Annotated in this window: 22 protein-coding genes; 12 read left to right on the top strand and 10 right to left on the bottom strand. The window is 46.9% G+C overall.

Going from position 1 to position 26,196, the window contains the following annotated elements:
- The 6 genes from BN1234_RS22605 to BN1234_RS05390 all read left to right on the top strand — a co-directional run.
- Positions 1-263 (top strand): hypothetical protein (locus BN1234_RS22605; protein WP_211751794.1); only part of this gene is annotated, 263 nt, incomplete at its 5' end.
- Between the two features lie 107 nt (positions 264-370).
- Complete coding sequence (locus BN1234_RS05370; RefSeq protein ID WP_054955635.1) at positions 371-2,596, top strand: helix-turn-helix domain-containing protein; 2,226 nt, start codon at positions 371-373, stop codon at positions 2,594-2,596.
- A gap of 264 nt (positions 2,597-2,860) precedes the next feature.
- On the top strand, positions 2,861-4,138 hold the full coding sequence (locus BN1234_RS05375; protein ID WP_054955636.1) for an ABC transporter substrate-binding protein: 1,278 nt from the start codon (positions 2,861-2,863) through the stop codon (positions 4,136-4,138).
- A 33-nt stretch (positions 4,139-4,171) separates the two neighbouring features.
- Entirely contained in the window at positions 4,172-5,077 is a 906-nt protein-coding gene (locus BN1234_RS05380; RefSeq protein WP_054955637.1) for a carbohydrate ABC transporter permease, read from the top strand.
- Entirely contained in the window at positions 5,074-5,886 is an 813-nt protein-coding gene (locus BN1234_RS05385) for a carbohydrate ABC transporter permease (RefSeq protein WP_054955638.1), read from the top strand. The genes BN1234_RS05380 and BN1234_RS05385 overlap by 4 nt, the downstream gene beginning before the upstream one ends.
- A 172-nt stretch (positions 5,887-6,058) precedes the next feature.
- The gene (locus tag BN1234_RS05390) at positions 6,059-7,708 is read left to right on the top strand and encodes a DUF4091 domain-containing protein (RefSeq protein ID WP_054955639.1); all 1,650 of its coding nucleotides are present in this window, start codon (positions 6,059-6,061) and stop codon (positions 7,706-7,708) included.
- Between the two features lie 211 nt (positions 7,709-7,919).
- On the opposite strand, the gene BN1234_RS05395 is transcribed toward BN1234_RS05390, so the two are convergent.
- Entirely contained in the window at positions 7,920-8,585 is a 666-nt protein-coding gene (locus tag BN1234_RS05395) for an HAD-IA family hydrolase (RefSeq protein WP_054955640.1), read from the bottom strand.
- Between the two features lie 280 nt (positions 8,586-8,865).
- On the opposite strand from BN1234_RS05395, the gene BN1234_RS05400 reads away from it, so the two are divergent.
- Positions 8,866-11,118, top strand: a complete 2,253-nt coding sequence (locus BN1234_RS05400) for a helix-turn-helix domain-containing protein (protein WP_054955641.1) — start codon at positions 8,866-8,868, stop codon at positions 11,116-11,118.
- A 20-nt stretch (positions 11,119-11,138) separates the two neighbouring features.
- Here the strand turns inward: BN1234_RS05400 and BN1234_RS05405 are convergent, their stop codons facing one another.
- From BN1234_RS05405 to BN1234_RS05415, 3 genes are all read right to left on the bottom strand, one after another.
- A complete protein-coding gene (locus BN1234_RS05405) occupies positions 11,139-12,002 on the bottom strand; it encodes a carbohydrate ABC transporter permease (RefSeq protein ID WP_054955642.1) in 864 nt (287 codons plus the stop codon).
- A gap of 10 nt (positions 12,003-12,012) precedes the next feature.
- Positions 12,013-12,993: an ABC transporter permease gene (locus BN1234_RS05410; protein ID WP_082423109.1), complete on the bottom strand. Its 981-nt coding sequence runs from the start codon at positions 12,991-12,993 to the stop codon at positions 12,013-12,015.
- Between the two features lie 102 nt (positions 12,994-13,095).
- Entirely contained in the window at positions 13,096-14,628 is a 1,533-nt protein-coding gene (locus BN1234_RS05415; protein ID WP_054955643.1) for an extracellular solute-binding protein, read from the bottom strand.
- Positions 14,629-14,852: 224 nt separating this feature from the next.
- On the opposite strand from BN1234_RS05415, the gene BN1234_RS05420 reads away from it, so the two are divergent.
- Together BN1234_RS05420 and BN1234_RS05425 are read left to right on the top strand one after the other, a co-directional pair.
- Positions 14,853-16,670 carry a NosD domain-containing protein gene (locus BN1234_RS05420; protein WP_054955644.1) on the top strand — a complete coding sequence of 606 codons (1,818 nt, stop codon included), beginning with the start codon at positions 14,853-14,855 and terminating at the stop codon, positions 16,668-16,670.
- A 204-nt stretch (positions 16,671-16,874) separates the two neighbouring features.
- Entirely contained in the window at positions 16,875-17,747 is an 873-nt protein-coding gene (locus BN1234_RS05425; protein ID WP_054955645.1) for an acyltransferase domain-containing protein, read from the top strand.
- Positions 17,748-17,872: 125 nt separating this feature from the next.
- On the opposite strand, the gene BN1234_RS05430 is transcribed toward BN1234_RS05425, so the two are convergent.
- Both BN1234_RS05430 and BN1234_RS22450 read right to left on the bottom strand, forming a co-directional pair.
- Positions 17,873-18,442, bottom strand: a complete 570-nt coding sequence (locus BN1234_RS05430) for an SF0329 family protein (RefSeq protein WP_054955646.1) — start codon at positions 18,440-18,442, stop codon at positions 17,873-17,875.
- Between the two features lie 185 nt (positions 18,443-18,627).
- Positions 18,628-18,807 carry a hypothetical protein gene (locus BN1234_RS22450; RefSeq protein WP_054955647.1) on the bottom strand — a complete coding sequence of 60 codons (180 nt, stop codon included), beginning with the start codon at positions 18,805-18,807 and terminating at the stop codon, positions 18,628-18,630.
- On the opposite strand from BN1234_RS22450, the gene BN1234_RS23045 reads away from it, so the two are divergent.
- Positions 18,748-19,017 (top strand): helix-turn-helix domain-containing protein, encoded by a 270-nt coding sequence (locus tag BN1234_RS23045; protein WP_370733789.1) that lies wholly within the window; start codon positions 18,748-18,750, stop codon positions 19,015-19,017. The genes BN1234_RS22450 and BN1234_RS23045 overlap by 60 nt on opposite strands.
- Positions 19,018-19,138: 121 nt before the next feature.
- On the top strand, positions 19,139-20,401 hold the full coding sequence (gene thrC, locus BN1234_RS05440) for a threonine synthase (protein WP_054955648.1): 1,263 nt from the start codon (positions 19,139-19,141) through the stop codon (positions 20,399-20,401).
- Positions 20,402-20,438: 37 nt separating this feature from the next.
- Here the strand turns inward: thrC and BN1234_RS05445 are convergent, their stop codons facing one another.
- Positions 20,439-21,647 carry a winged helix-turn-helix domain-containing protein gene (locus BN1234_RS05445; protein WP_054955649.1) on the bottom strand — a complete coding sequence of 403 codons (1,209 nt, stop codon included), beginning with the start codon at positions 21,645-21,647 and terminating at the stop codon, positions 20,439-20,441.
- Between the two features lie 130 nt (positions 21,648-21,777).
- Here BN1234_RS05445 and BN1234_RS05450 point away from each other — a divergent pair, with 130 nt between their 5' ends.
- A complete protein-coding gene (locus BN1234_RS05450; protein WP_054955650.1) occupies positions 21,778-22,545 on the top strand; it encodes a class I SAM-dependent methyltransferase in 768 nt (255 codons plus the stop codon).
- 69 nt (positions 22,546-22,614) lie between these two features.
- Here the strand turns inward: BN1234_RS05450 and BN1234_RS05455 are convergent, their stop codons facing one another.
- From BN1234_RS05455 to BN1234_RS05465, 3 genes are all read right to left on the bottom strand, one after another.
- Complete coding sequence (locus BN1234_RS05455) at positions 22,615-23,115, bottom strand: S-layer homology domain-containing protein (protein WP_054955651.1); 501 nt, start codon at positions 23,113-23,115, stop codon at positions 22,615-22,617.
- Positions 23,116-23,141: 26 nt separating this feature from the next.
- Positions 23,142-24,644 (bottom strand): S8 family peptidase, encoded by a 1,503-nt coding sequence (locus BN1234_RS05460; RefSeq protein WP_054955652.1) that lies wholly within the window; start codon positions 24,642-24,644, stop codon positions 23,142-23,144.
- Positions 24,645-25,082: 438 nt separating this feature from the next.
- Positions 25,083-26,057 (bottom strand): tRNA dihydrouridine synthase, encoded by a 975-nt coding sequence (locus BN1234_RS05465; protein WP_054955653.1) that lies wholly within the window; start codon positions 26,055-26,057, stop codon positions 25,083-25,085.
- Between the last annotated feature and the right edge of the window lie 139 nt (positions 26,058-26,196).

The following is a 26,196-nucleotide window of genomic DNA, read 5'->3' on the forward strand; positions in this document are numbered from 1 at the left end:
GGCGCCAAGCCCGCCGATGGATTCGAGACGGATCTCGAAAAATCCCAACTCATTTTTTTGAGGCAAAATCGACATGCTCTCTCCTCATTTCTTCTTGTTCTAGAGGCTATAATCCCAGTTTAAAAGAAGTAACAGGCCGATATCGTGATTTTAATCACATTATAGGAAATAGTGATTCCAATCTAGATGCAAGGTTTAACGCGGGCAGACCGCTCCCGATTATTCTGCTGACAGGCAGAAGCAAAAAATTTGCGATTTTTTAATTTAAATGGATTTCCGGATATTTATCTACCATCATATGGGCGCACTGGTATACTAAACATAACTGGCCTGAATTCAAATTCAAAACACAGGAAGGACGGGCATACATATGAAATTCATGAAAAGCCGTGCTCAAAAAATATGGATCCGCACGCTGCTGATTCTGATCAGCTTTCTGCTTCTCGTTGTAACCGTTCTCACGCACTGGATGTTAGATTCATTTACGAAGGAAATTACCCAGCTCAACTACCGCCTGACCTCACTGGTCAGGGAGAGCATTGACACCCGCCTGAAGGAAATTGACAGCATCTCTTCCCAGATTGAACTGAGCTCAGCCAACCTGAAGCTGAGCCGATTAAAGAGCAAAGATCAGATTTCGGCCTCCTTGATTTATCCGTTTGCGAATCAAGTCCGCAATTATAAACTCGCCAACCGTTTTATCGAGCAGATCTATATCTATTACCCGGCTATGGATTATGTAGTAGGCGACCTGGGGAGCTTTACTTCTAAAAATTATTACATGCTGCTTCATAATCTGGACAGCACTGGCTATGACCAATGGGTCAGCAAGATGTCCGCACAGCCCAAAACCTATTATTTTGACGAAAGCTCGCTCATGTTCTCCAGACAGCTGCCCTATAATGATTTTGCCGAAAAAACAGCCAACATCGTTATCAAGATCAATCGTGGCGAGGTCTTGAACTCGCTCGGAAACGTTCAGGGTTCCAAATCCAGCGCCGTAACGGCGGTGATCGGTACCGGTCAGCAAATATATGCGGCGGCGGGAGTGAAAGCCGTTGAAACACTGAAAGCCCTTCCTGCAGATGCCCTTTCGGGATCATCCTTAACTTCTCATAAAAATCTGTTTATCTTGAAGCGCGACTCCGCCATTGGAGAAATAAAATATGTAACCATTGTGAACCGGACCGAGCTGCTCTCCTTAGCCAACAATATGCGGACCATAGCCTATCTGGTACTGCTCGGATGCTTGATCGCGGGCATTCTCGTTTCCATTTACATCAGTAAGAGAAACAGCCAGCCGCTGCTCTCCATTGTCAACAAGGTCCGCGAAAAGGAAGGCTTCCCCGATGCTCCAACAGATACGATCGACGAGTATCGGCTGATTACCGACCGGATCGAGCATTTTGCCAATGAACACGCCAGAAGCAGTAAGAAGCTGGAAGACCAGCAATCCAAGATGGAAAGCCTGTTCCTGAACCATGTACTTGATTCCGAGCATCAGAGCAGCACCGAAATCTTTGCTGCGATGCAGAGGCTGGATCTTGAATTCCTGTCTCCCCAGTTCGCGGTGATGCTGATCCGTGTCTCCCGGGAAAAAGACGGCCGCACAGATACAGCAGAGTTATTGCAGCAAGAAATTTCACGGCTCCATGAGATGAGCATTCCCTTCCATTTTATCGCATCGTCTTACAGGGGCGACCTGGTCGTTCTGTTCAATATGGAAAGCGAGGTTACTCCGCAGCAGCTGAAGAAGCTGGCCGGGGAAATATTGCTCCGCTATAAGGAGGTTCCGGGCGTCCTCATTACCCTTGGGGGCTTTACGGACTCGCTGTCCCATATTTCAAGAAGCTATCATCAGGCGAGATTAACAGCCGAGCACCACACGCAGGCACAGCATACGGTGATCGCTTATGATGCTGCCTCCGTAATGAATCCGTACGATCCCGGCGAAGCCGCCGGTACCATGCATGATTTTAATCGATATATGGATATTCAGCATTATGAGGAAGCGAGTAAAGCGGCCGATATCCTCTTTCATCAACTGGTGATGCTGGATGATTATATGGCCCGGTGTCAAAAGTACGCGATCATCCACCGCCTTATTGCAGAAATACAGAACGTCAGCCGGCAAAACAAATCTTTGGACGTCCGGAGTTGTGTGGAGCGGCTCGCCCACAGCAAAGGGATCGGGGAGCTTCATCATACGGTAAGGGAAATGATCGGGCTTCTGCAAGACAAGCAGGCGCAGAGCCGCACACGGCAGAATACCACCATCGCCCAATCAGCAAGGGATATTATTGAGGCCGGATTTACGGATCCCATGATGGGCCTGTACAGCATCAGCGAGCAGCTTGGCGTGACGAACACTTACTTGTCCAAGGTCTTCAAGGAAACATACAACCAGAACCTTGTCCAGTTTATTAATCAGCAGCGAATTGAAAAAGCGATTCAGCTGATTATGACAACTTCGCTAAGCGTCAAGGAAATTGCTGCCCGGGTTGGATATTCCAGCGATGTCAGCTTTATTCGGGTGTTCAAGCAGTATACGCGAACAACGCCAGGCAAATTCAAAGGACAGCAGGCTGCGGAATGATTAACATTTTTTGTTTTTTCCACTTTAAAAATTGTTAATTATACGGCAAAAAAGGTATATTTCGCATGTCCTGAGTGACACCGCCGGTGTTTCCATCATGGAAATACTGCCGTTGACCGGGCTTCCCTTACCGGAAGCCCGGTATAAATATTGTGTATTTACACGGTCCTGCCCCCCTGCCTATGATGGCAGCAACAAAAGTACATCCAACTTTGTAAACGCTTCATTATCCAGGTGTTTATCACCTAATTAAGGAGGACGAACATGAAGAAGAAGTCATGGATTACGTTATTGTCTTTGCTGTTGGTTGTATCACTCCTTGCTGCCTGCGGCGGCAAGCAGGAGCCAGGGGCAGACGGGGCGAGTGGTAAGGCCGGATCGAAGCAGAAGCTTCTGCTGTGGATGCCGCCATTCGGTACGGAGGAGACGCTGGACAAAGAGACCTGGAGCAGCATTCTGAAGCCTTTTGAACAGGAGAACAACGTCCAGGTTGAGATCGAAATTGTCCCTTGGGGCAACTACGAAGAAAAATACCTTACCGGAATTTCCTCCGGACAAGGACCAGACATCGGTTATATGTACATGGAAATGATGAGTGATTTTATCGACATGGGAGCCCTGGAGCCTTTTGACAGCTACTTAACGGATAAGGACCGTGAAAATTTCCACTATCTTGATAAAGGCCTCATTCAAGGAAAGCAATATGCTCTCCCGATCGTAGTAGGAAGCGCGCGTGTGCTGTTTTACAACAAGGATATTTTGACAAAAGCCGGGGTTGAGCAGCCGCCTGCGACCTGGGACGAATTTATAGCAGCCAGCAAAAAAGTCAAGGATGCCGGATTCACCCCTATACAAATGCAGTGGGGCGACAAGGCCATTGGAGCTCTCAACTCTACATTCTACCCGTTTCTCTGGCAGGCAGGCGGCAATCTGTTCTCGGAGGACGGAACCAAAGCGGCCTTTAATTCTCCGGAAGGGATCAGGGCAGCCACATTTGTCTACAACCTGAAAAAAGAAGGCTATCTGCCGGATTCCACTACATCGATGTCCGAGCCTCAAGCGATTGGAGAATTCAAGTCCGGCAAGACTGCATTCAGTATAGCTCCGACCAATCAGGGGCAGGAATTCACCAAAGCCAATATCAACTGGGGCTACTTAACATCGCTGAAGGATCGTCAGCAAGGCACCTTTGCCGCCGCAGACTCTCTCGTCATGGTCAGCTCCAGCAAGAACAAGGAACTCGCAGCAAAGCTTGCCCTTTATATGCTCAGCGGCCCCTCGATGACCGAGTTTCACAAGATGGCGCCATTCCCGCCTGTTGGAAAGGATGAGACCTATCAGGATGATGATGCCTTCAAGCGCATTTATGAGGAAGATCAGAATATGTTGATGACGCTGCCGGCTGTCAAAGGCTCCGCAGGTATCTTCGATAATCTGTACAAAAATCTGCAGCTGATGATGATGGGTGAGCTGACGCCGGAAGAAGCGCTGAATGAGTCCGCCAAATATGCCGATGAGATGCTGTCTCAAAACAACAAATGATGGTCTTTCCCTGCGTAGATTGGAGGTAAGGCGATGAGTGCCATCCTGATGAAGAAACTCAAGAGCAACAGTGGTATTTTGTATATTTTACCCAGCTTCTTACTTATTCTGATCTTTTCCCTGATCCCTTTAGTGATGACGGGGTATTACAGCTTCACCCAGTATAACGTCATCCAACAGCCGGAGTGGATCGGGCTGGACAATTATGCTGCCCTGATGAACGATGCCTTTTTCAAGACCGGTTTAACGAACACGCTGATATACACGGTTATTGTGGTGCCGGTTCAAACCATTATTTCGCTGATGCTGGCGAATGTTATCGCAACCTATTTCCGTAACAGACTGGGCACATTCTTTCGAAGCGCCCTGTTTATTCCGGTGATCAGCTCCATGATTCTTGTCGGAACGATATGGAAATTTATGCTTGCCACAGAAAACGGCTTTATCAATCTGTTTCTGGGTTTCATGGGCCTGGATGGGTTGAACTGGCTCGGCAGCAAAACACTGGCCCTGATCAGTATATGCCTGGTCTCCATATGGAAAAATGTCGGCTATTTCCTGGTGATCTATTATGCCGGCATTATGGATATCCCGCGCTCCCACTATGAAGCGGCTCAAGTTGACGGAGCGACGAGATTTCAGCAGTTCCACTATATTACCGTACCCAGTCTGAAGGCGATCACTTATCTCGTGATAACGCTCGGTACAATCTGGAGCTTCCAGGTATTCGATCTTGTCTACGCCATGACCGGCGGCGGGCCGGGAAAAAGCACGCTCACGATGGTGCTGAACATTTATCAGAGCGCCTTCAAGCAGTACAAGATGGGATACGGCAGTGCCATTTCCTTCATCCTGTTCATTCTGATCCTCATGATCTCCGGTGTACAGAAGCGGTTCTTCAGGGATAAAGACATCCATCCGGGAGGGGATCATCGATGATAACCTATGGATTTGCCAGACGATTGTATCTGTTACTTCTGCTGATTCCAGCCTTGTTCGCCTTGTTTCCTTTTGTCTATATGGTCATCACTTCATTGCAGCAGACCTATGAGCTGGGGCTGGTCGTCGACTTTAGCAGCTTGAACTTCAATAACTTCACAACGATTTTCAAGAACTACGACTTTGTCAGATATTTTGCCAACAGTGCCATTGTTGTGATTCTCGCCTGTGTTGTAAACAGCCTGGTATCTTCCCTCGCTGCTTTCGGGTTTGCCAAGAAGAATTTCGCAGGCAAAAACTCAATTTTCTGGATTTATCTGGCCACTTTAATGATTCCTTCACAGGTAATCCTTGTGCCGATGTTCGTAATCATCCGCGAGCTTAACATCGCTAACACGTATCTGGCTCTCTTTTTGCCGATTATCAATGCGTTTGGTGTGTTTCTGGTGAGACAGTTCATGGAGAACGTTCCCGATGAACTGCTGGAGGCCGCACGGATTGATGGCAGCGGAGAATTGAGAGTGTTCTTTACAATCGTTATCCCGCTGGTGAAGCCGGTGCTCGTAAGTTTGACGGTCTTTACGTTTATAACGACGTGGAACGATTTCGTATGGCCTCTCATTTCGATCACGAATCAGAAAATGAGTACCCTGACGCTTGCGCTGTCCTCGCTGCAGGGCAACTACGCGACCAACTATGGTCTGGTTATGGCCGGCGCAACCCTGACCTTCCTGCCGCCTTTCATTCTATATTTGTTTCTTCAAAGACAATTTGTTGAAGGTATCGCTCTCAGCGGCATAAAGGGTTAATATGAAAGTTAGATAACGCTTACACAACTTGGTGTGCGCTTCCGATGTAGTTTTTGTACGAAGTTATTCTAGGAAGCGTATGCTCCAAAAACTTAGCCTACGCTTCCGAAGTAATTTTGTTCGATGCAGCTCAAGGAAGCATACGCTACACAAAATTTTTAGGAGGTTCAAAATGTCACAGCTTCAGTTCATGCTCGCCGGGAGCCTGGAAAAGGTTCTGCCGAAGCAAGCGCCGACACCGCTCAAGAGCAGCATACTCAGCGGCCTATGGGGCGAAACACTTTCCTTCCAGCTTGCTTATCATTGCGAGGGACAAGGGAATTACCGCTTTCATCTAAAGCTCTCTTCCCCGCTAAATGAAAAAATCCGCATCCGCAAGGTAGAACTGGTGCCAGCCGCTTACCCCTGCCATGCGGAATGGGACGATGATTACCTGACCACCGAGCCGGGACTGCTGCCCGATCTGCTGAGACCGCTGGATCCGAACGAGTCCATCAAAGCGGTCCCCGCACAGTGGCGTGCGCTGTGGCTGGACATAAAGCTGGACGAGGGCATGACGGAGCCAGAATATCCGGTGACGGTCAGCGTACAGGATCTGCAGGGCGCAGAGCTGTGGAGCGCCACGCTTATGATCCGCCCGATTCCCGTTCAGCTGCCCGAGCAAAAGCTGCTGCATACCGAGTGGATGCACACTGACTGCCTCGTCGATTATTACAAGGTGCCTGCTTTCAGCGAGGAGCATTGGAGAATTCTCGACCAGTTTATCGCTTCCGCGGCCGATCATGGTATCAACATGCTGTTAACACCGGTCTTTACACCGCCGCTTGATACCGTCATCGGAGGCGAGCGTACTACCGTACAGCTTGTGGATGTCATTAAGAACGGCGACCAGTACGAATTTGACTTCAGCAAGCTGGGACGCTGGATCGGCTTGTGCCGCAAGCATGGCATTACCAATCTCGAAATTGCCCACCTGTTCACCCAGTGGGGAGCGGAATTCGCGCCTAAGATCATCGCTTCGGTGAACGGCACCGAGCAGCGCATCTTCGGATGGGATACGCCGGCGACGGGTGAAGCGTATAAGGCGTTTCTCCACAGCTTTTTGCCGGAGTTGAAAGCGTACCTGAAGGAGCAGAACATACTGGAGCATACCTGGTTCCATATTTCCGACGAGCCGCATGAGAACCAGAAGGGCACATATGCCGCAGCCAAAGCTGTCGTTAAAGACCTGCTTGCCGACTGCAGGGTGATTGACGCCCTCAGCAGCTTCGAGCTCTATCAGGAAGGCGTAGTGGAAAAGCCGGTTCCGTGTAATGATCATATTCAGCCATTTCTTGATGCAGGCGTTCCTAATCTTTGGACTTATTACTGCACAGCCCAGCAGCTGAAGGTAAGCAACCGGTTCATGTCCATGCCTTCATCCCGCAATCGTATTTTGGGAACACAGCTGTACTTATATCATATCGAGGGCTTCCTTCATTGGGGCTTTAACTTCTATAACAACCAGTATTCGATCAAGGCAATTGATCCATTCCTTGTGACGGATGCCGGCGAGGCCTTCCCTTCAGGAGACCCGTTCCTTGTCTATCCTGCTCCGGACGGAAGCGCCTACGATTCCATCCGCGGCATGGTGTTCAAGGAGGCGCTGTATGATCTACGTGCGCTGGAATGCTTGGAATCGCTGAAGGGCCGGGAGACGGTGGAGCGCCTTATCAACGAGGGAGTTCAGGGAACCATCACGTTCGATCAGTATCCGAAGGGACCTGAGTACCTCATATCTCTAAGAGAAAAGATCAACCGGGAAATTGCAGCCAGCCTGTAGAATCCTCCGGAAACGGCAAAAAAGCGTTCGGCAGCGGGATATCGCTGCTGAACGCTTTTTTGTATTGTCGGAACAACCTTGCTCCTGTTATATCCGGGACTCCAGCGTGTCCAGATACTCTCAGCGTATCGAAGAGTACTGATGACTGAGGACTTCCAGATATCACCCGCGAACCTGTTAGCCATCCAAGCCCATACAAACCGCGGCCAACTTAAGACGCGATTGTTAATAATCTGATTGCAGTTGTTAGGTCCATCTCTTCTAAAGATTTAAGTCGTAAATCATATGATTCAAAGGGTAATTCACTTGTTAATTTATTAGGAACAATAATACAATACATTCCTGCGGCTTTCGCCGCTTTAGCACCATTAGGTGAATCCTCTAATGCAATTGCATTTATAGGTTTAACACAGAAGTAATCTAAAACTTGTAGGTAAAGGTCAGGGGCAGGCTTAACATTTATTGCATCCTCGTGAGTTCTTATACATGAAAAATATTGTGTAAGCCCTAATTCATCAAGATTTGGCATAACCCAATCACGCGGTGCGCTAGAAGCTAATCCAATTTTAATTCCTAATCTCTTGGCTTCATTTAAATAGTTTTCAACACCTGGGAGAGCCATTTGGTGAACAATTAACTTATCATATTTTTCCCTTCTTAGTCTTCTTAGCATTTCTCTGTCTAATGTTTTTCCGATGCTTTGTTGTAAAAATTCATAAGGATCAAAAGATTTATAATGACCACCTATCCTAGAACAGTATAAGTCTAATGGCAGCTCAATTCCGTAATCCAAAAGTAACTCGTGAAATGAATAAAACTCAAACGTTTCAGTATCTCTGATTAAGCCGTCAAAATCAAAAACCACTGCTTCAATCATAGTATCCTCCCCCATTTTAACCAACGCTTCTTCACAATGCACTACTTTAATACAGTTAAATCACATGGATTATGCGTCAATATCCCCTTTTAGAAGGAGCCCAGTGTGCGTACAATTATTTTAAGACAAATTTGATACGTGGCTTACAAGGGTCAGCTTCACCAAGATAGCCAAAACCGTTTCATTCGGCAATGGGTCGGGACTAAATGAGAATCCTTTACTAATGGGCGTTTTAATGTATATTAATTAAAATATAACATTATTTACAAGGAGCTGGCCTATGTATGCTTATTTGACAAAGTATAAGCCTAATTCTTTATTTTACAAGTTACTGTTCCATTTCTTTGTTGTTATTCTGTTACTTTCGACTTATAACGTCTGGTCGCTCACCTATTACACCAGCAGCATGGACGACGAGGTGGTCATATATAATCGAACCCTTATCCACAATACGGTGGACAGCCTGGAAAAACAGTTCACGATCTGGCAGGGACTTATGCTCAATCTGCAATTCGACGACCGCGTTCAGAAGCTGGATCAGCAGGGTCGCGCAGGAGGTAAGGCCGCTTTGGATTACAAAATGGTTGATCAGGTGATCAGTCAACTCCGTGCACTATCCTCCCACCCAAGCTATCTGTTTGAAAATGTGATGGTGCATTACAAGCAGCTCGGATATTTGCTTGACAAGGAGAGCCTAATCGATGCGGACCGTATGTTCAGCCATTATTATGAAAGCGATTACTATCCGCTCGATTATTGGCTGAGAAAGGAGGGGCTGACCTCCGATCTGACACTCTCGCCTGCCCGCCAGTTTCGTATGCATACCGCGCATCGCAACCGTACACTGATGCCGGTCGAGATGAACTTTCCGGGCAGCTCATGGAGTATCATCGCTCTCGTCAATATTGACAGATGGTACAGCGCCAACCAGGGAATTGCCGATTCCCAGCTGTTTATCCTGAAGGATTCGGATACAGCGCTGTATCAGACGGCTGGGGATGCTGATGTCCGTCAGCTGCCCGAGTGGGACGGCAGCAGCCAATGGCTGCTTCACGAGGATACATATTACTTCTATGAAAAGGGAGATCAGACCGGATACACCTATGTCACAACCATTCCAAGAACAAGGATGAACGCGAAGATCTCGAGTATGAACTGGATGGCAATCGGCCTGTTAACATTAACACTCCTGATCGGTGTGATCGCCTCCCTTTTCTTCAGCCGCAGCATCAACCGTCCATTGAAGCGGATGATGACGGGTTTTGGTTCTCTCGAGCCAACTGGTTACAAGAGCTCCATAAGGGAATTCGACGCCATCTATGAGCAGATCAGCGGGCTGCTTCAAGAGAAAGAAGGGATCGCGCGCAAGCTGACCAGCAGCAACTCCCTGTTAACTCACTACAGTTACATGGCCCATCTTAAAAACCTGTATCTTCATGTGCGGGAGGCCAAAGACCAGTTTATAGCCGACGGCAGTTATCTTGTTGTCGTCCACCAGCTCCGCTTCCGTTCGGGAAGTATGCCGGCTACGGAACTGGACAGCATCCAGTCCAGAACTACCGGTTTGATCGGAGATCTTATCGATGTGACCATCCGTGATGTCTTTCCTGTGTCCTATACTATCCAGATGGAAAGCGATCAGCTGCTTTCCGTTCTGTATACGAATGAGCGCTCGAAGGATCTTTCCGACTGCCTTAATGAAGTGAAGCGTATCCTGGATCATGATACGGATTACTATAGGGTCACAATCGCCGTAAGCTCCCTCATCTCATCTTCTTCGCTATTTCATCAGGCGTATGAGGAAGCGACAACGATGCTTACACAAGCAAGGCCTGGAAGCGGAACAATTATCCTGTGGGAGCTGGAAGACAACGCGGAGACGTTCTCCCTGACCGTCGATCATGAGCAGGCACTTCTCATTAACCTGTCCGCTGGAAATGAGGAAGCAAGCTTGCGGCATCTGAATAAGCTGCTCGATGAAGCCAGGCAGAAGGAGATTACAACGGTGCAGCTTCATCAGCTTGCCGAGTCGGTGTTCCTTCTCGCAAGAAGAGCCTTGGAGCAGCAAAGAGTTGAGGCTGATCATGAATACGAGGAGCTGTTAACGGAGCTGGAGGACTGCATGGCATTCGAGGATTACGAGCATGTCCTTAACCGGATGCTTGCCGATACAGCCGATGTTATTCGTCGCAAACGGGAAGATGGCAGCGACCTTCTGCTCGCCGTGAAGTCCTATTTGGAAGAACGCTATGCTGAGGATATTTCCCTGGAATTATTAGCCGATCAGCTCGGCTTGACCCCAAACTACCTCTCGATGTCCATTAAAGAGAGAACCGGCAAGACCTTCAGTGAGCAGCTAAATGAGATCAGAGTAGGCAAAGCGAAAGAACTTCTGGAATTCTCGAAAATCTCTATTCAGGAAGTAGGAGAACGCATCGGCTACCGAAATGCAACCTCCTTCAACCGAATGTTCAAGAAAGGGACAGGAATGACTCCCGGTGACTACCGGAAAGCAGCGCAGCGCAGGGGTTAGCCTGCGCTGCGCTATCTGTATCAGCCTTTCACCGATCCGATTAAAGCCCCTTTAACGAAGTATTTCTGAATAAATGGATACACGAGCAGGATCGGAAGTGTCGATACCATAATAGCCGCATACTTTAGCGCAGTCTCGACGATGACGAATTCTCCGCCGATCGGTCCTTCGCTGCTCGTCAACTCCCCGCTGAGCACGATGCTGCGTAGATGAAGCTGCAGCGGGTACAGCTCCTGGTCACGCAGGTATAGGAGCGGGCCAAGAAAGCCGTTCCAAAGGCCGACAGCATAATAGAGTCCAATCGTTGCCATTACAGGCATGGATAACGGAAGTACGATGCGGAATAGTATTCCCATTTCCGACAAGCCATCAAGCTTTCCTGATTCCTCCAGTTCCGCCGGAATGCCGCGGAAGAAGGTCACCATAATCAGCAGGTTCCAAGTGGATACGGCTCCCGGAAGAATGATTGCCCACATCGTATTGACGAGCCCCAGTTCTTTTACAACGAGAAAGGTAGGAATCATGCCCCCGCCAAAAAACATCGTAAATACAACCATCACCATGAAGGTCTTGTTAAAGATCATGTTCCGCTTGGAAAGCGAATAGGCTCCCAGCGATGTCACCAAAAGTGCGGTTGCCGTCCCCAGGGTGACATAGATAATCGTATTTTTGTAGCCTGACATAATCCGGCCGTCCTGGAAAACATACTTGTACATATCCAGGTTGAACTCCTTCGGAAACAGCCACACTTCCCCCTGTGAGATCGGACCGGAGCCGCTGAACGAAACCGCCAGCATGTAGATAAACGGATACAGACAAAGGACCACGACGCCTGACATTATGATCAGGTTGATCAGGTCAAACCAACTAAAGCGTTGTTTCATTGTGCACCTCCTACCATAAGCTGTTATCGCTTATCTTTCTGCTAATCCAGTTGGCTGACAGGATGAAGACGAAGCTGATGAGACCGGTAAACAGATCGATAGCAGTCGCATAGCTGTAATTCGCATTCGTCAAGCCTACCCTATACACATAGGTGCTTATAATATCAGCTATACTGTAAGTAGCCGGCGTTGCCAGCAGGAATACCTTCTCAAATCCAATCTCCAGCACCTTGCCGATATCAAGAATAAGAATAATCACAATAGCAGGAGCAATACCCGGCAGTGTAACATGTAAAGTCTGCTTCCATCTATTTGCGCCGTCAATGCGCGAAGCTTCATACAACTGTGGATCGACGGAGGCCAGCGCGGCCAGGTATATAATCGTTCCCCATCCAATATGCTGCCAGATATCACTGGCTACATAGATCGTTCTGAACCAGTCTGCCTCCACCATGAACGTGATCTTTTCTAGTCCTAACGCCGCCAATATCTCATTGATAATGCCACCGGAAGGAGACAGGAACATGACAACAATACCGGCCACGATAACATTCGAAATAAAGTGAGGCAGATAACTGACCGTCTGTACGAATCTCTTGAAAAATGCATTCCGCATCTCATTGATCAAGAGAGCTAGAATAATCGGTGCGGGGAATCCGAACAGCAGCTTATAAAACCCCAGCAAAAAAGTGTTCCGTATGACAGGAAAGAAATCCTTACTTTCAAAAAACTGCTTAAAATATTTAAATCCTACCCATTCGCTTGCCATAATACCCTGAAACAGGTTGTAATCCTTGAAAGCTATGACAATGCCGAAGATCGGCGCATATTTAAACAGCAGATAGTACAGCAAACAAGGCAGGAACAGGATAAGCAAGTATTTGTCCCGCTTCAGATTGCGGAGCAGCGGATATCGCGTCCTGGCCTTTCGGAGCGGGGGTTCATGTATTTCAATTTCGGAAATCCCCTCTGAGCCTTTGAAGAGTGACATGGAGTTCCTCCTTTAGTTAGAACAGCCTTCCCATCATCCTCAATCGGATGAGAGAGGGAGGGTGTGCTAGGCAAATGCACAAATCCTCCCTCTTCAGCTTCATTATTTCAAGAATTGCTGAGCCCGTTCATATGCTGACTTGTGGACAGCAACGACTTCGTCAATACCCATCTTTTTAATTTCCTCTACATAAGCATCCCACTCATCAAAGCTCTTTTGGCCGAGAATGAACTTGGATACCTGCTCATCCATATACTTTTTAATAGCCGTATTCGTCAGATTCAGGACCTCGTTCTCCTCATCGGTGAAGGCGAGGCGAGGCTGCAGTTTCGCTTCGTTGCCCTGCTGGATTTGTTTCAGCGCTTTATTCAACTTCTCCGAGTTCATCGGATCGTATGCAGTCATATCCACAACCGTGTGGGCACCGTAGGTGGCGATCCCCGTCTTGGTACGAAGGTCACCCATTCCTTCAAATTCCGGTTTGAACTTGCGTACACCGTTTTCTACGGTATAGGTCTCTCCTTCTTTACCCCAGGTAGCCATATCAATGCCTTCCGGTGAATACAGGAAGTCGAGATAGCGGAGCGCAGCGTCCTTGTTCTTCGAATTGGATGCAACTGCAAAACCATTGCCAAGGTACCCGCCATAAGCGTTATAAGGCTTGCCGTCTTTTCCTCCCTTTGCAGGTACCATGTAATCGAGACTGAATTCTTCAGGAGATTTCTTGAGAAGGACCGGAAGTTCATCGATCAATCCGATATAGTCGTTTGCTATGAAGCTCTTGTTCTGTGCCAGCAAGTCATTGAACTGTGGACGCTTCAATGCCATAAAGTCGGGCGGGATCAGCCCATCTTTATAAAACTTGTTCAGTGTCATAAGCATTTCCTTAAAGCCGTCCTCAATTGGACCGTAACGCCATTCATTCTTCTCATAGTCTATATAATTACCAAACCATGTATTGAAAGCTGGTGCGATGTTGTTCAATGAGGACAAGTTATCATAGATGAGAACCGGGTGGCTTTCAGGATACAGCTCCTTCAGCTTCTTGGCAGTTGTATACATTTCATCCCAATCAGCTGGCGGAGTCAGGTTGTGCTTCTTGAAAATATCGTCGCGATACAGCCAAGAACGGCGTGACTGCTGCTCCAGACCATAGTGCGGCAGGTAATAGCTTTTTCCTTCCGGAGAAAGAACAAATGCTTTGAGTTCAGGGTGCTCATCCAGGAACTTCTTATAGTTAGGCATCTGATCCAGATGATCGAAGAAATTGACAAATGCCCCGGACTTGCCGTTCGTATTCGCATTGTTCAAGCTTGTTGTGATCATGATGTCCGGCATTTCATTTGAAGAGATTGCGAGGTTCAATGCGGTATTATAATCGCTTGAAGGCACTTGAACCTTGAAATCAATGTTCGTCTTTTCCTTAATATAGCGGTAGATCGGCCAATCCGCTTTGTACGGCCAGGCGGAGTGCTGGACCGTCATCATTTTCAGGGTAACAGGCTTATTTGTTTCTTCACCTGACACTGAAGGTGTCGGCTTGCCCTCCCCCCCGCCTTTTCCGCAGCCCGCCATGACGGATACCATCAATAAAGCAGTCACCGTCAGCAGAGCAATGGATTTTGTTATTTTCATTCAATTCCCACCCTTTCGATTTTTGGTAATCGCTTACAAAATGTACTGTATCCGATCTTCGGCAGGAGTTCCATTCCCCATTGGTACCGTTATTTTCATTTTCTCCGATTCGTAGAAATGGGCAATCATCATAGAATATGTCAATCGAGCAGAAATCCGGCTTCTGCTATGCTTATATCGCTTTATCTGAACACCACTCGTTCAAATAAGGGAGGCTTATACGAATGAAAGTCAACAATCAACCGCTGGAGCCGGAGCACAAGGAACTCACACTTAGCCGGAGAAAGCTGCTCGCTGCTCTTGGCTCGGCAGGCGCAGTCGCTCTGCTTGGAGGCTACCGGGCAAACGCTATGGGGACAAGTGTATCGGAAGCCGTCTATGGAGAAGACGCAGCAGCTCCCCATGTTCAAGGACCGGTATTCCTCGCAGCGACCATCGCACAGCTGCGTTCCCTCAAGCATTCCGTCCTCACGAATCTTTATTACATAACCGACCATCAGCAAGAAGGCATGTTCGTGTATGACCCCGCGGACACCTATAGCCCGGATAATACCGGCACGGTCCTCGTAAGCGCAGCAGGCCTTCGATTTAAACGAATTATTGAAAATAACACGGTGAATATAAAATGGTACGGCGCCAAAGGAGACGGGGAAGCAGACGATTCAGCCGCCTTTCAGGCTGCCTTGGATGAAGCTGTCCAGCGTGGAAGAGCGACTGTGCTGGTTCCGGCGGGCATTTACCGGATGACACAGGAGTTGTATATTTTCCGTCATACCCATCTGAAGATGGATGCGGATGCAGTTCTGCTTCGAACGCACAACGACAATCTCATCCGTAATTACCGGGCATCCGATGTCTTTTACGGTTATGAAGGAAACAGCCATATTACAATAGAGGGCGGCACACTGGACAGCAATGCGGTTCAATATACCCGCGTCTGCAACGGAATGGCGCTGGCGCACGCCGAGCATATTACGCTGCGCGGCGTAACGATTAAAGATACACAGAGTGGACACGGAATTGAAATGACAGGTGTAAGACATGTCATGATCGATCAATGCCGGTTCGTCGGCTTCATGTTTACAAGCCAAAATTACAGCGAGGCCATTCAGCTGGAGCCTGCGATCAAAGCCGGCTTTATCGGACAAGCGGCCGACCATACGCCGACACACCACGTCACAGTACAAAACTGCTTCTTCGGTGCAAGCGGCACCCCCGGCACAGTCTCTTGGCCATGCGGTGTCGGGGCCCACGGTGCTTATCCGGGTGCATACTTCGATCATATCATTGTAAGAGATAACGTAATGGAAGGCAGCACCTACTGGGCAATCCGTCCATTCAAATGGCAGAATGCAGTCATTAGCGGTAACCATATGAAAAAGGTTAACGGCGGCATCTTTGTTTCAACACCGTCTGCGACCTCCGCCTCCTCCCGGGATGACAATGGCGTGTACCATCCAGTGCAGCCGGCAAGCTCAATCGTGATTGAAGGGAACATTCTGGATCAAGCGACCAACAGTGGCATCTATGTGGAGGGCTTCCCTGAAGGAAGCGGGAATAAAGTGGTGATTGCAAACAATGTATTCAAACAGATGGCTGCCCAGTTTATCAGTCTGAAATGCCAGGACACGATCGTAACCGGTAATGTTTTCGAAGGGGCTGGAAAGAATGGTATCACGGCCGCGGACTGCAGCCGCATTCAAATTACGGGCAACCTTCTGTATAACACTGCCGGACACGGAATTCAGGTGACTAATTCAAGCCAGGTGACGATCGAATCCAATATGATTACTAACGCGGGACAATCCGCCGAAGGAAGCTTCGATGGGATCTTCCTTACTGGGAAAGGCGGCGATCATCGCGTCATCGGCAATACAATCCGCACCGAGACCGGAGCCCGTAAGCTTCGCCATGGCCTGCAGGTCAGTGAATCGGTAGCGAATCTGACCCGGCTCCAGAACGATCTGCGCTGCGCTGCGCTCAGTGGCAATCTGAACGATTCGTCGCCGAATCCGATTACCACACCGGAGGATCAGGTATAAATCTTGCCTTTATTGAAGGAACCGGAAACGAAAGCGCCCCGGTTCCTTTTTATGTTGAGAAGAAAGATGCTTTACTTGCAGAGGAGCTTGCTGATACCATTAGGATAATAGAGGAAATTCGACATTTAAAACTAAAGATGGCAAAACGCTGCTGAGCAGACACGCAAAGCCTTGGAATGATGCGTTTTGGAGAGGATGTTACCCATGGAAGTATTGCAATATTTACAGGCAGATCTGCTGCATGCATTCTGTACAGAGCTGGATATGCCGGAAGAAGTTACTTCACAGCTCTGTTCGCTTATAGATGCGTTTAAGGCTGAAGCTGACCGGCTCGAGGAATTGCTGCCTGCCCTGCTCGACAAATCGCGTGCCGAAGCAGCATCGCAACAGGTGCGAGAGATTGGCAATCTAATCGCGCCCGATGGCCTTGGCGAGCTGGCTTTACTGCTCACTGCAGCATTGGCGGCACGTCCGATATTCGCTGAACGCGGTATTTCGGACGATATATTTCTGGCCACAATGGGTTGTTTCCCCCGCTTTGTGCGCGAGAGCCGTGAATGGACAGGGCACTGGTGCTTTGACCGCGGATTCTGGGTGTGGCGCCAGATAAGCGGACAGCTGTTCCGCATAGGAACGCTTGAGTTCGAGCTCCGTACACTGACAGAGGAATATGCTGCCCCGCTGGGCTTTACACCCGGCGAGCCTGCGCTTTCCGTTCATATTCCAGGCGACGCCATTCTTACAACCGAGGCGCTTCATGCCTCTTACGCTGCAAGCAACGAATTTTTCATGAAGCTTCAAGGATCAGTGCCGCCAGCGTACTGCCATACTTGGCTGCTATCGAGGACAGTTCATGACATGCTGCCGCCTTCGTCCGGTATCTGTACATTTGCACGGGATTATACGATCGTTCAAGATGATGCTTCGAGCAACAGCGGACGTGTGTGGTTATTCAACAGGAAAGATGACGTTCCCGATGAAGCACTGCCGGAGAATACCAGCCTCCAGCGTGCTGCCAAGAAGCTTCTGCTCTCTGGCGGACACATTGGGAATGGTCTCGGAAAGCTTTCTATATAAAGACTCAACATATAACGAGCATTCAAGAAAAGAAGCGGGGATTGTCCCGCTTCTTTTCTGTATACGCCAGCATGATCTAAATCAAATAGAATCCTTTACGAGTGATCCTGCTGGCCCTTCATAAGTTATAAAGTGCTGCGACGCAGCTCATAAAAATACTGCACGATAGGATGCTTTAACTTCATTTTCTCAGCCATGTTAATAATTCGCTTTTTCCCAACACGTCTGTCCACCAGAGCCAGGATATTCAATAGGATATCATCGCTCTCTATATTTTCTTCTATGGAAGTAGATAAAAATTTAGTTGCTGTAGCGATAAAGTTAGATTTGCTTAAGGAAGTCTGTGCTGCCAAAATCTCCTTTGCATACTCTGAGCTTTTTCTGTTTCTTGCCATGACTACTAGACGATCCTCCGGAACGTTCCCCTTGGTATCTTTTCTGACCGCTTCGATTTCTTCATCGCTGACAGGAATTTGGATATCCGGATCATTCTTAATTTCCATCTCCGTCTGATACCATCTGATTACGCTGGTTTTATCACTCATATTGAATACATTCTTTTTATCTACCGAAATATAACAAAGCCCTGCTTTATCCGGCGAATAACGGTAACCCGTTGCACGGTATTCAACCCTTCCTTGTAACGCAGGACTGAGAAAGCTCTCCAGCTGCTGCTTCAATTTGCTCCAGGACATGTAATCCTCCTATGCTTGCCATACTATTTTATAGTCATATGCCAATATACCATAATTATCTGCATATAAAAAAAGACTGCCGACAAACATCATCGACAGTCTGAGGGAAAGAGCTCAGAACCCTTTTAGTTAACATTACGCACTCTCATATTTACTGAGTCCGTATTTTCAAGCCCAAGCTGTGATCAGATCATTCCCTTGATCAGCCCAGTCGGCAGTGGCTTAGGTTTCTCGCAGCCTGTTGTCAGCTCTACATGCTTTCCGCTTTCGGAGCTGATCTGGAATGCATGCATGATCTCGAGTACATGGTTGGTCAAATCCCCGTTCGCTCTAGGGGTTTCTCCCGTATCCAGACATTTTGCCATGTCGGCTACACCAAGCCCGCGGCAAGGAGCCGTTCCTTCAGGGACTATATTAATCGTCTCCGTATTAACAAGGCATTATGGATGCTTGCGGAAAGTAAGCTGAGCATACTGGATATTTCCTATGAATGCGGCTTTGATAGCATACGAAGCTTCAATCGTGTGTTTAAGCAGATTATGAATACGACCCCAACGGAATATAAGCGGAAGTAGACTTGTGTCAATTACAGGATATTCCAATCTATGTAATTTTGAGGTATAGTGCACATATAGATTAAACATCCGTTAAAAAGGGGTGAATTGAGAGCCTGATATATAGGGTATCTCGCAACTTATGAAACTTATTTGTGTAAATTGTAATCGTGAACTGCCCCCCGATATGTTTGATTACCAATGTTCTTGCGGAGGATTATTCGACATCATCCATGATACAAGCCAACTAGATGCAGACCTTCTGAAGAGGACGTTTCACGAGCGACTGTCTGAAAGAATGAGCCCCTATGCCAGCGGTGTGTGGCGTTATAAGGAACTCATATTCCCTGAATTGCCTGATGAATTTATAACGACCAAATACGAAGGAAATACCGGACTTTACGGTTCTGAGTTGCTAGAATCCTACACAGGAATTCATAAGATTTGGCTTAAAGCACAAAGCGAAAATCCTAGCGGCTCATTTAAGGACAATGGAATGACTGTCGCCGTTTCCCATGGACGCTCTCTAGGGTATGATCGCTTCACTTGTACCTCAACAGGAAACACCTCTTCCTCATTGGCCATGTATGCTTCTTTGGCACAGGCTTCCTCTTACGTCTTTGTTCCGAATAAAAACATATCCTTGAACAAGGTACTACAAACCATTGCGTACGGTGCAAAGGTTATCAGTTTTAATGGAACATATGATGACGGGATTCAATTTTACGAACGACATAGTAAGGAACTTGGATTCTATATCTGTAATTCTATTAATCCATTCCGTATTGAAGGGCAAAAAAGTATCATCTACGAAATTGCCCAATACTTAAACTGGAGCCTCCCTGATTGGATTATTATACCGGGTGGAGCGTTAAGTAATGTCTCCGCGTTGGGCAAGGGACTTCGGGATCTTAAGAATCTTGGTTTCATCGATAAATTACCTCGTGTGGCGTTAGTGCAAGCCGAAGGAGCAAGACCCTTTCATAAAATGTTTGCCAGCGGAAGCAGCGAACTCTCGCCAGAGCCCTCCCCATATACACGCGCATCTGCTTTGAATATTGGAAATCCTCCAAGCTGGAGAAAAGCATTAAGAACCCTCGAAGAGACTAACGGGGTGACCTGCTCCGTAACGGATGATGAGATATTCAATGCTAAGGCCATCGTGGACAAAAGCGGAATAGGCTGCGAACCTGCATCAGCGGCTACCGTAGCAGGATTAAAAAAATTAATCTCTCAAAATGTTATAGATAAAGATGAAACCGCAGTTTGCATTTTAACGGGTAATCTTTTAAAAGATACTGACGCACTAAATTACTATCACTTTACCAATCCTCAAAATGCCGAGTATTCAAATCAAATTTTGACTGCCGAGCTCACCCTTGAAGGCATAGAATCGTATCTATAGAAAAAACCGAGGAAAACAGGTGTTAGACACCTGTTTTTCACTCGGCTGATTCATCCGTGGTCGCAAGGATCGAAATCGCCTCACATCCATTGAATATCGCAAACCTTTTGAAACAATCATCCAAAGCTGTCTGCAGCTTCTTTGTTGGCTTCACACCTTCCTCATACCAAATGTTTTTAACGACAAGTGTCCCGGTTTTTCGCTCTGCGATTACCTCGACGCGCCCAATGAAGCTCTCTCCGCATAATAGAGGCAGAACATAATGCCCGAATTTCCGTTTGTTAACCGGCGTGTAAATCTCCCAGGTGTAATCAAATCCAAATAATGCCTTAATAATCTTTCTGTCCCACATCATATTGTCCAGGGGGGCGATCAACTCGCAGCGAAATTTCGGCACTGGATTGTTAAGGACCGCCTCTATAAGCGGCAAGTCTTCAGTGCAGCAGTAGAGTATATCCTTCACTTGATCCACGGTAACTGCAGCAATCTTACCTTCGTCCAGCAATTGTCGGAAGACCTCGCTGCGCTGCTGCGTCTTCATTCCCCATATGTTCAGCCAAGCATCGGAAGCACGGTTCCATAACAGACCAATTGCACCAATTCTGCGGAGTACCCGCCATTTCTGATGCTCTACTTCGTCAGGCAGCGGCTCTGTAGTATTCAGCAAGCTTTCCTGTATGTACTTCCCGGCGATATCATAATATTTTCGCGTACCTTTCTTGTGATGGATAATCAATTCACCTGTCGAATACATCTGTTCCAGGACCGAACGGGTTGTATTGTTTCCACCGCTCCAATGAATGGCCGATCGCCAAGAGAAATCCGCATCCAATTTTAAATCATCTGAACTTATCGCACCGTGAGTTTCGATGTGAGTCCGTACTTGCTCTGTCAAAGCTTGCATCTCAGGATAGTGCTCTGCATGCTGCCTCGCGGCCTGTCTGTACCGCTCAAAATACGGCCAATCCTCGGCAGCGATAATAGACATAACTTTGTCAGGATAATCGACTAACCTTCTATCTTTATACAGCAGCTCTTCGAGCATTCCCTTGGTAAATCCCTTCACTCGCGATTGCAGCACCAATTCGGCATTTTTTCCGCATACATTGATGGGATCGTATTGAATACAGCCTGCCTGTCGAACAAAATCCAATATGCCCTGTTTTCCTATAAACTTGTATTCACCCAGGAGACCGTGCTTCAACAACATAAATTGCCGCGCTTGGCGGATGGTTAGTTTGATCATTTGCACACCCTGTTCTTTTTTTATAGCTTGATTATACTAAATTGTTCCATTGACCGAAACTATTCTAAAACCTATAATTGGATTAATTTTACATAGAAGGTGCGTACTTCTGCACGGAGGGAGTAAGTGTATGTCGTTTAGTTATTACGGTGAACTGTGCACTGAGGTCTACGACCACACCAAGAAAATCGGGCAATCCTTAAGCGGTGATTTAGAATATTATCAAGATAAGCTGAAACATTGTAAGGGACGGATTCTTGAGGCAATGGTTGGCTCCGGAAGAATAATCATTCCACTCCTTGAATCAGGCCTTATTGTGGATGGAGCTGACTACTCCTCTGAAATGCTGGCTTCTTGCCGGCAACATTGTGAAGATCGTGGGCTTACAGCCCATTTATACGAATCTAGTCTGCAGGAGCTTTCCCTGCCCCACAAATATGAAGCAATCATTATTCCGGGTGGATCATTTTTATTGATCGAAGACCGGCAAGACTCTCTAAAAGCCTTAAAGCGACTTTATGAGCATCTTCAACCCGGTGGGCGGCTGATCCTCGATCTTTTCCTGCCTGACAGTAATTTTGATGTTGGTAAGTTCGTAGAAACATCAACCTTCAATTTACCGAATGGCGATACAATCACAATGGAAAATAAGCTAGTAGAAGCTGATTTATTCAACCAGTATAAAGTCTCACATTTAAAATATGAAAAGTGGCGGAACGGAAAGCTTATTCAAACCGAATTGCAGCGTTTCGCATTACGTTGGTACGGTGTGCAGGAGTTCAAGCTGGTTTTAGAAAGCATCGGATTTTCGGATGTAATTGTGTCTGCCGATTATATTTCCGGACAAGAACCAAGTAACGGGACGCAAATATTTGTGTATGAAGCCGTACGGAAATAAGACAAAGAGGGGCGAGCCTAATTAGGCTCGCCCCATCGTATGTCTGAAGGAACTGTGTCCGCTTGGGAATTAACGACGGATCGGCGGAAGATCGTTCGGATTGGACCGCTCGGATGGTCTTTCGAGAAGACCGCCAATGCCATATTCGGAAAGGTTCTTGACGAACTTAACTGCTTCCGCTCGAGTCAATGCCTTATCGCCTTTAAAACTCTCAATAGTTACTTCATTCGGATTCGAACCTGCCGCGATGCCAAAAGCAAGCAGATAGTGAATCGCATCGTTACCACTGAAATTAACACCCTCGGAAGAAGATATCAGTTCAGCAACTTGTTTACGAAGAATTACTTTTTTTCTAGAAGCCATATCGCTGTAGCTTTTCACAGGATACCTCAGCTCTCTGGCTCGCTTGTAATATGCTTCTGTCCAATTTTCACCCTTAGAAGAGGATAGGGTCGGCTCGTACACTCGAACCATCATTTTTAAGAACTCGGCTTCGGTTACTTTTTGGTTTGGTTTGAATGTACCATCCTTATAACCGTTAATAACCCCTTTTGAAATGCCCCAATCCACCGATGCTTCATACCAAGCACCTTTTTTTACATCTTTAAATTTAAGCTTGTTCTAGCAGCCGCAGCGCCCGCACCCGTTATTTCGGTAACCGCTGTACCGATAGATTCGTTACCTCCAGCATCAACGGATTTAACCGCAATGGTGTATGGCGAATTCGGCAGCAATTTATTTAGCGTAAAAGATTCCTCTGCCGTAGATCCTAATTTTACATCATTCACATAGATGTTATTCATAGCGAAGTCAGTGTCAATCGGGTTTGTCCACGAAAGAGAAATCGAATTTTCAGTTTTACCCGTTACATGAATATTGGTTACATTGGCTGGTGCCTCCATGTCTTTATTGAAGGTAAGCGAACCAAAACCAAACTCTGTGTCACGACCGGGTGTTCCAATATCTACAGCATACCTCTTGACTTCTTCACGTAATTCTTTGTTGGTCATCAAAGGTCTTTGCTGTTTCAACAAAGCAATCATACCTGTAACATGCGGGGCCGCTTGGGACGTGCCGTTTGCTATCGCATAACCGCTGCCCGTACCATCTTTCTTTACGAAAGTCGAGACTACACCTACGCCCGGAGCCGCTAATTCAACCTCTGGACCTACGGAAGAGAAAACCCCTCGCACATTCTTTTCATCCACGGCCGCAACTGCAATAACGCTATCGTATTTTGCTGGATAGTTTACAGTATAAGTGCTCGTTGGAATCGGAACCTTATTTTTATCTGTTTGACTATTACCTGCGGAACCAACCACGACAATTCCGGCGTTATACGCACGATCAACCATTTCATGAAGTGCAGCAGAATCCTCATCTGTACCAAGCGAGATGTTGATAACGTCCATTTCGTTTACGATGGCCCACTCGATTCCTTCCAACACATCCTGAAGAGTACCATCTCCATTTTGATCCATTGATTTTACAGCGTATAGCTGTACATCAGGTGCGATTCCTACTAAACCACTATTGTTGTTTTTTGCGGAAATAATTCCCGCGACATGTGTTCCATGTCCATTATCGTCGTTAAAGCTGGTGGTGTATTCAACCGTCGAAATACCGCCTGCAATTGATAATTCATTGTGTGCAAAAATACCAGAATCGATTACAGCTACTTTTACTCCTGCCCCTGTAATACCCTTCCTCCACATTTTCGCAGGTTGAATGGCTTGGAAGTTCCATTGAGATTGCTCTAGTGGAGTGCCCGGTGGAAGGACAGCAGTAACTTTAAAATCTTCGCCGGTAATTCGGAATGAGATGTTCCGCTCTACATACTCGATGTTTGGATCGGTCAGCAGCTTACGCAAATCGCTGTTCGTCACTGTTGCAGATACGGCGGGAATGGTATCAAATTCGTGTTGAACTTCAACACTTTTGTCTAATACCCTTTCCTTTCCCTTTTCATTCTTGTACACAACGATTACTTCTTGCTCAATGTCCGCCTGACTATCACTTGCTTGTACCAATCCTGCATTTAGGAGAATGGACAAAGAAAGTGTGACTGCTGTTACACTTCGAGCTAGCTTTCTTCCCATTGCTGTAAACCCCTCTTAAAGAAAATAAATAGTATACTATTAAAGTTTTAGACATATAGAGATATATCGGATAAATGAGAGGGGAATATTAGGGGCATTAAAACTTTAGACCTAAATTTTTACACCGATTTTTTGATGAAATTTTTACATATTTACTATACAAAAGACCTATCTAACCGTTTTTAAATGCACATCTCAAATTGCAACTTAGAATGAGAATCAAAATATTTATTCAGGGGAATTACGTTGGTATGGCGTGGAAGAGTTCAAGCCGGTTTTAGAAAGCATCGGATTTTCGGATGCAGTTGTATCTGCCGATTACATTTCCGGACAAGAACCAAGTAACGAGAAGTAAATATTTGTGTATGAAGCCGTACGAAAATAAAACAAAAAAGAGGGGCTTTCGCCCCTCTTTTCATTTCAGCTTATATACCTCTATCAGTCAGACTCATGCTCCCTGCTTTCAAACTCATCCAGCAGCGCCCGCACTTCACGGGTTGACTTTGTATTCATCAAGTTATTTCTTAACTCACTTGCTCCTCGAAATCCACGGACATATATTTTAAAGAATCGAGGAAGGGGGCTGAACGAACGCGGTTGAAGTGCCGAATATTTATCATGGAGATCCAGATGCAGCCGCAGCAAATCAAGCAATTCCTTACTGCTGTGCTCCTTCGGCTCCTTCTCAAAGGCAAATGGATTATGAAAAATACCGCGCCCAATCATAATTCCATCCACACCGTACTGCTCAGCAAGCTTGAGACCGGTCTGGCGGTCAGGAATATCTCCGTTAATGGTCAAAAGTGTATCTGGTGCCACCTCATCCCGAAGCTTCTTAATCTCCGGGATCAGCTCCCAATGCGCATCTACTTTACTCATTTCATCTCTTGTTCGCAGATGAATGGACAGGTTCACAATATCCTGCTTCAAAATATGAGTTAACCAGCCTCGCCATTCGTCAACGCTGCTGAAGCCCAGTCTTGTCTTGACACTGACGGGCAGTCCCCCGGCTTTTGCAGCCTGGATGAGTTCCGCAGCAATTTCGGGACGGCAGATCAGACCGCTTCCCTTCCCATTCTCCGCTACGTTCGCTACAGGACAACCCATATTAATATCAATGCCCTTGAACCCTTCTTTCGCCATTCCGATGCTCATTTGACGAAAATATTCCGGTTTATCTCCCCAGATATGAGCTACAACGGGCTGTTCATCCTCAGTAAAAGTCAAACGCCCGCGCACACTATGATTTCCCTCCGGGTGACAATAGCTCTCTGTATTCGCAAACTCCGTAAAGAAAACATCCGGTCTGCCTGCCTCACTAACAACATGGCGAAAAACAACATCCGTCACATCTTCCATAGGTGCCAGTATAAAAAAAGGACGTGGTAAATCACGCCAAAAATTCTCTGTCATATCAAAAACCTCTCTATACATATCGGGACAAATCCTTGTCCCGTAGAGGAGGAGCCCCCTCTTTACTATGTTCTTCAATTGATCTCCATTTTACTTATCCTTTTGATCAATATCAATAACCATCAGCTAAAATTTATGA

The sequence above is a fragment of the Paenibacillus dakarensis genome (assembly GCF_001373415.1).
Classification (GTDB): Bacteria; Bacillota; Bacilli; order Paenibacillales; family Paenibacillaceae; genus Paenibacillus_AQ; species Paenibacillus_AQ dakarensis.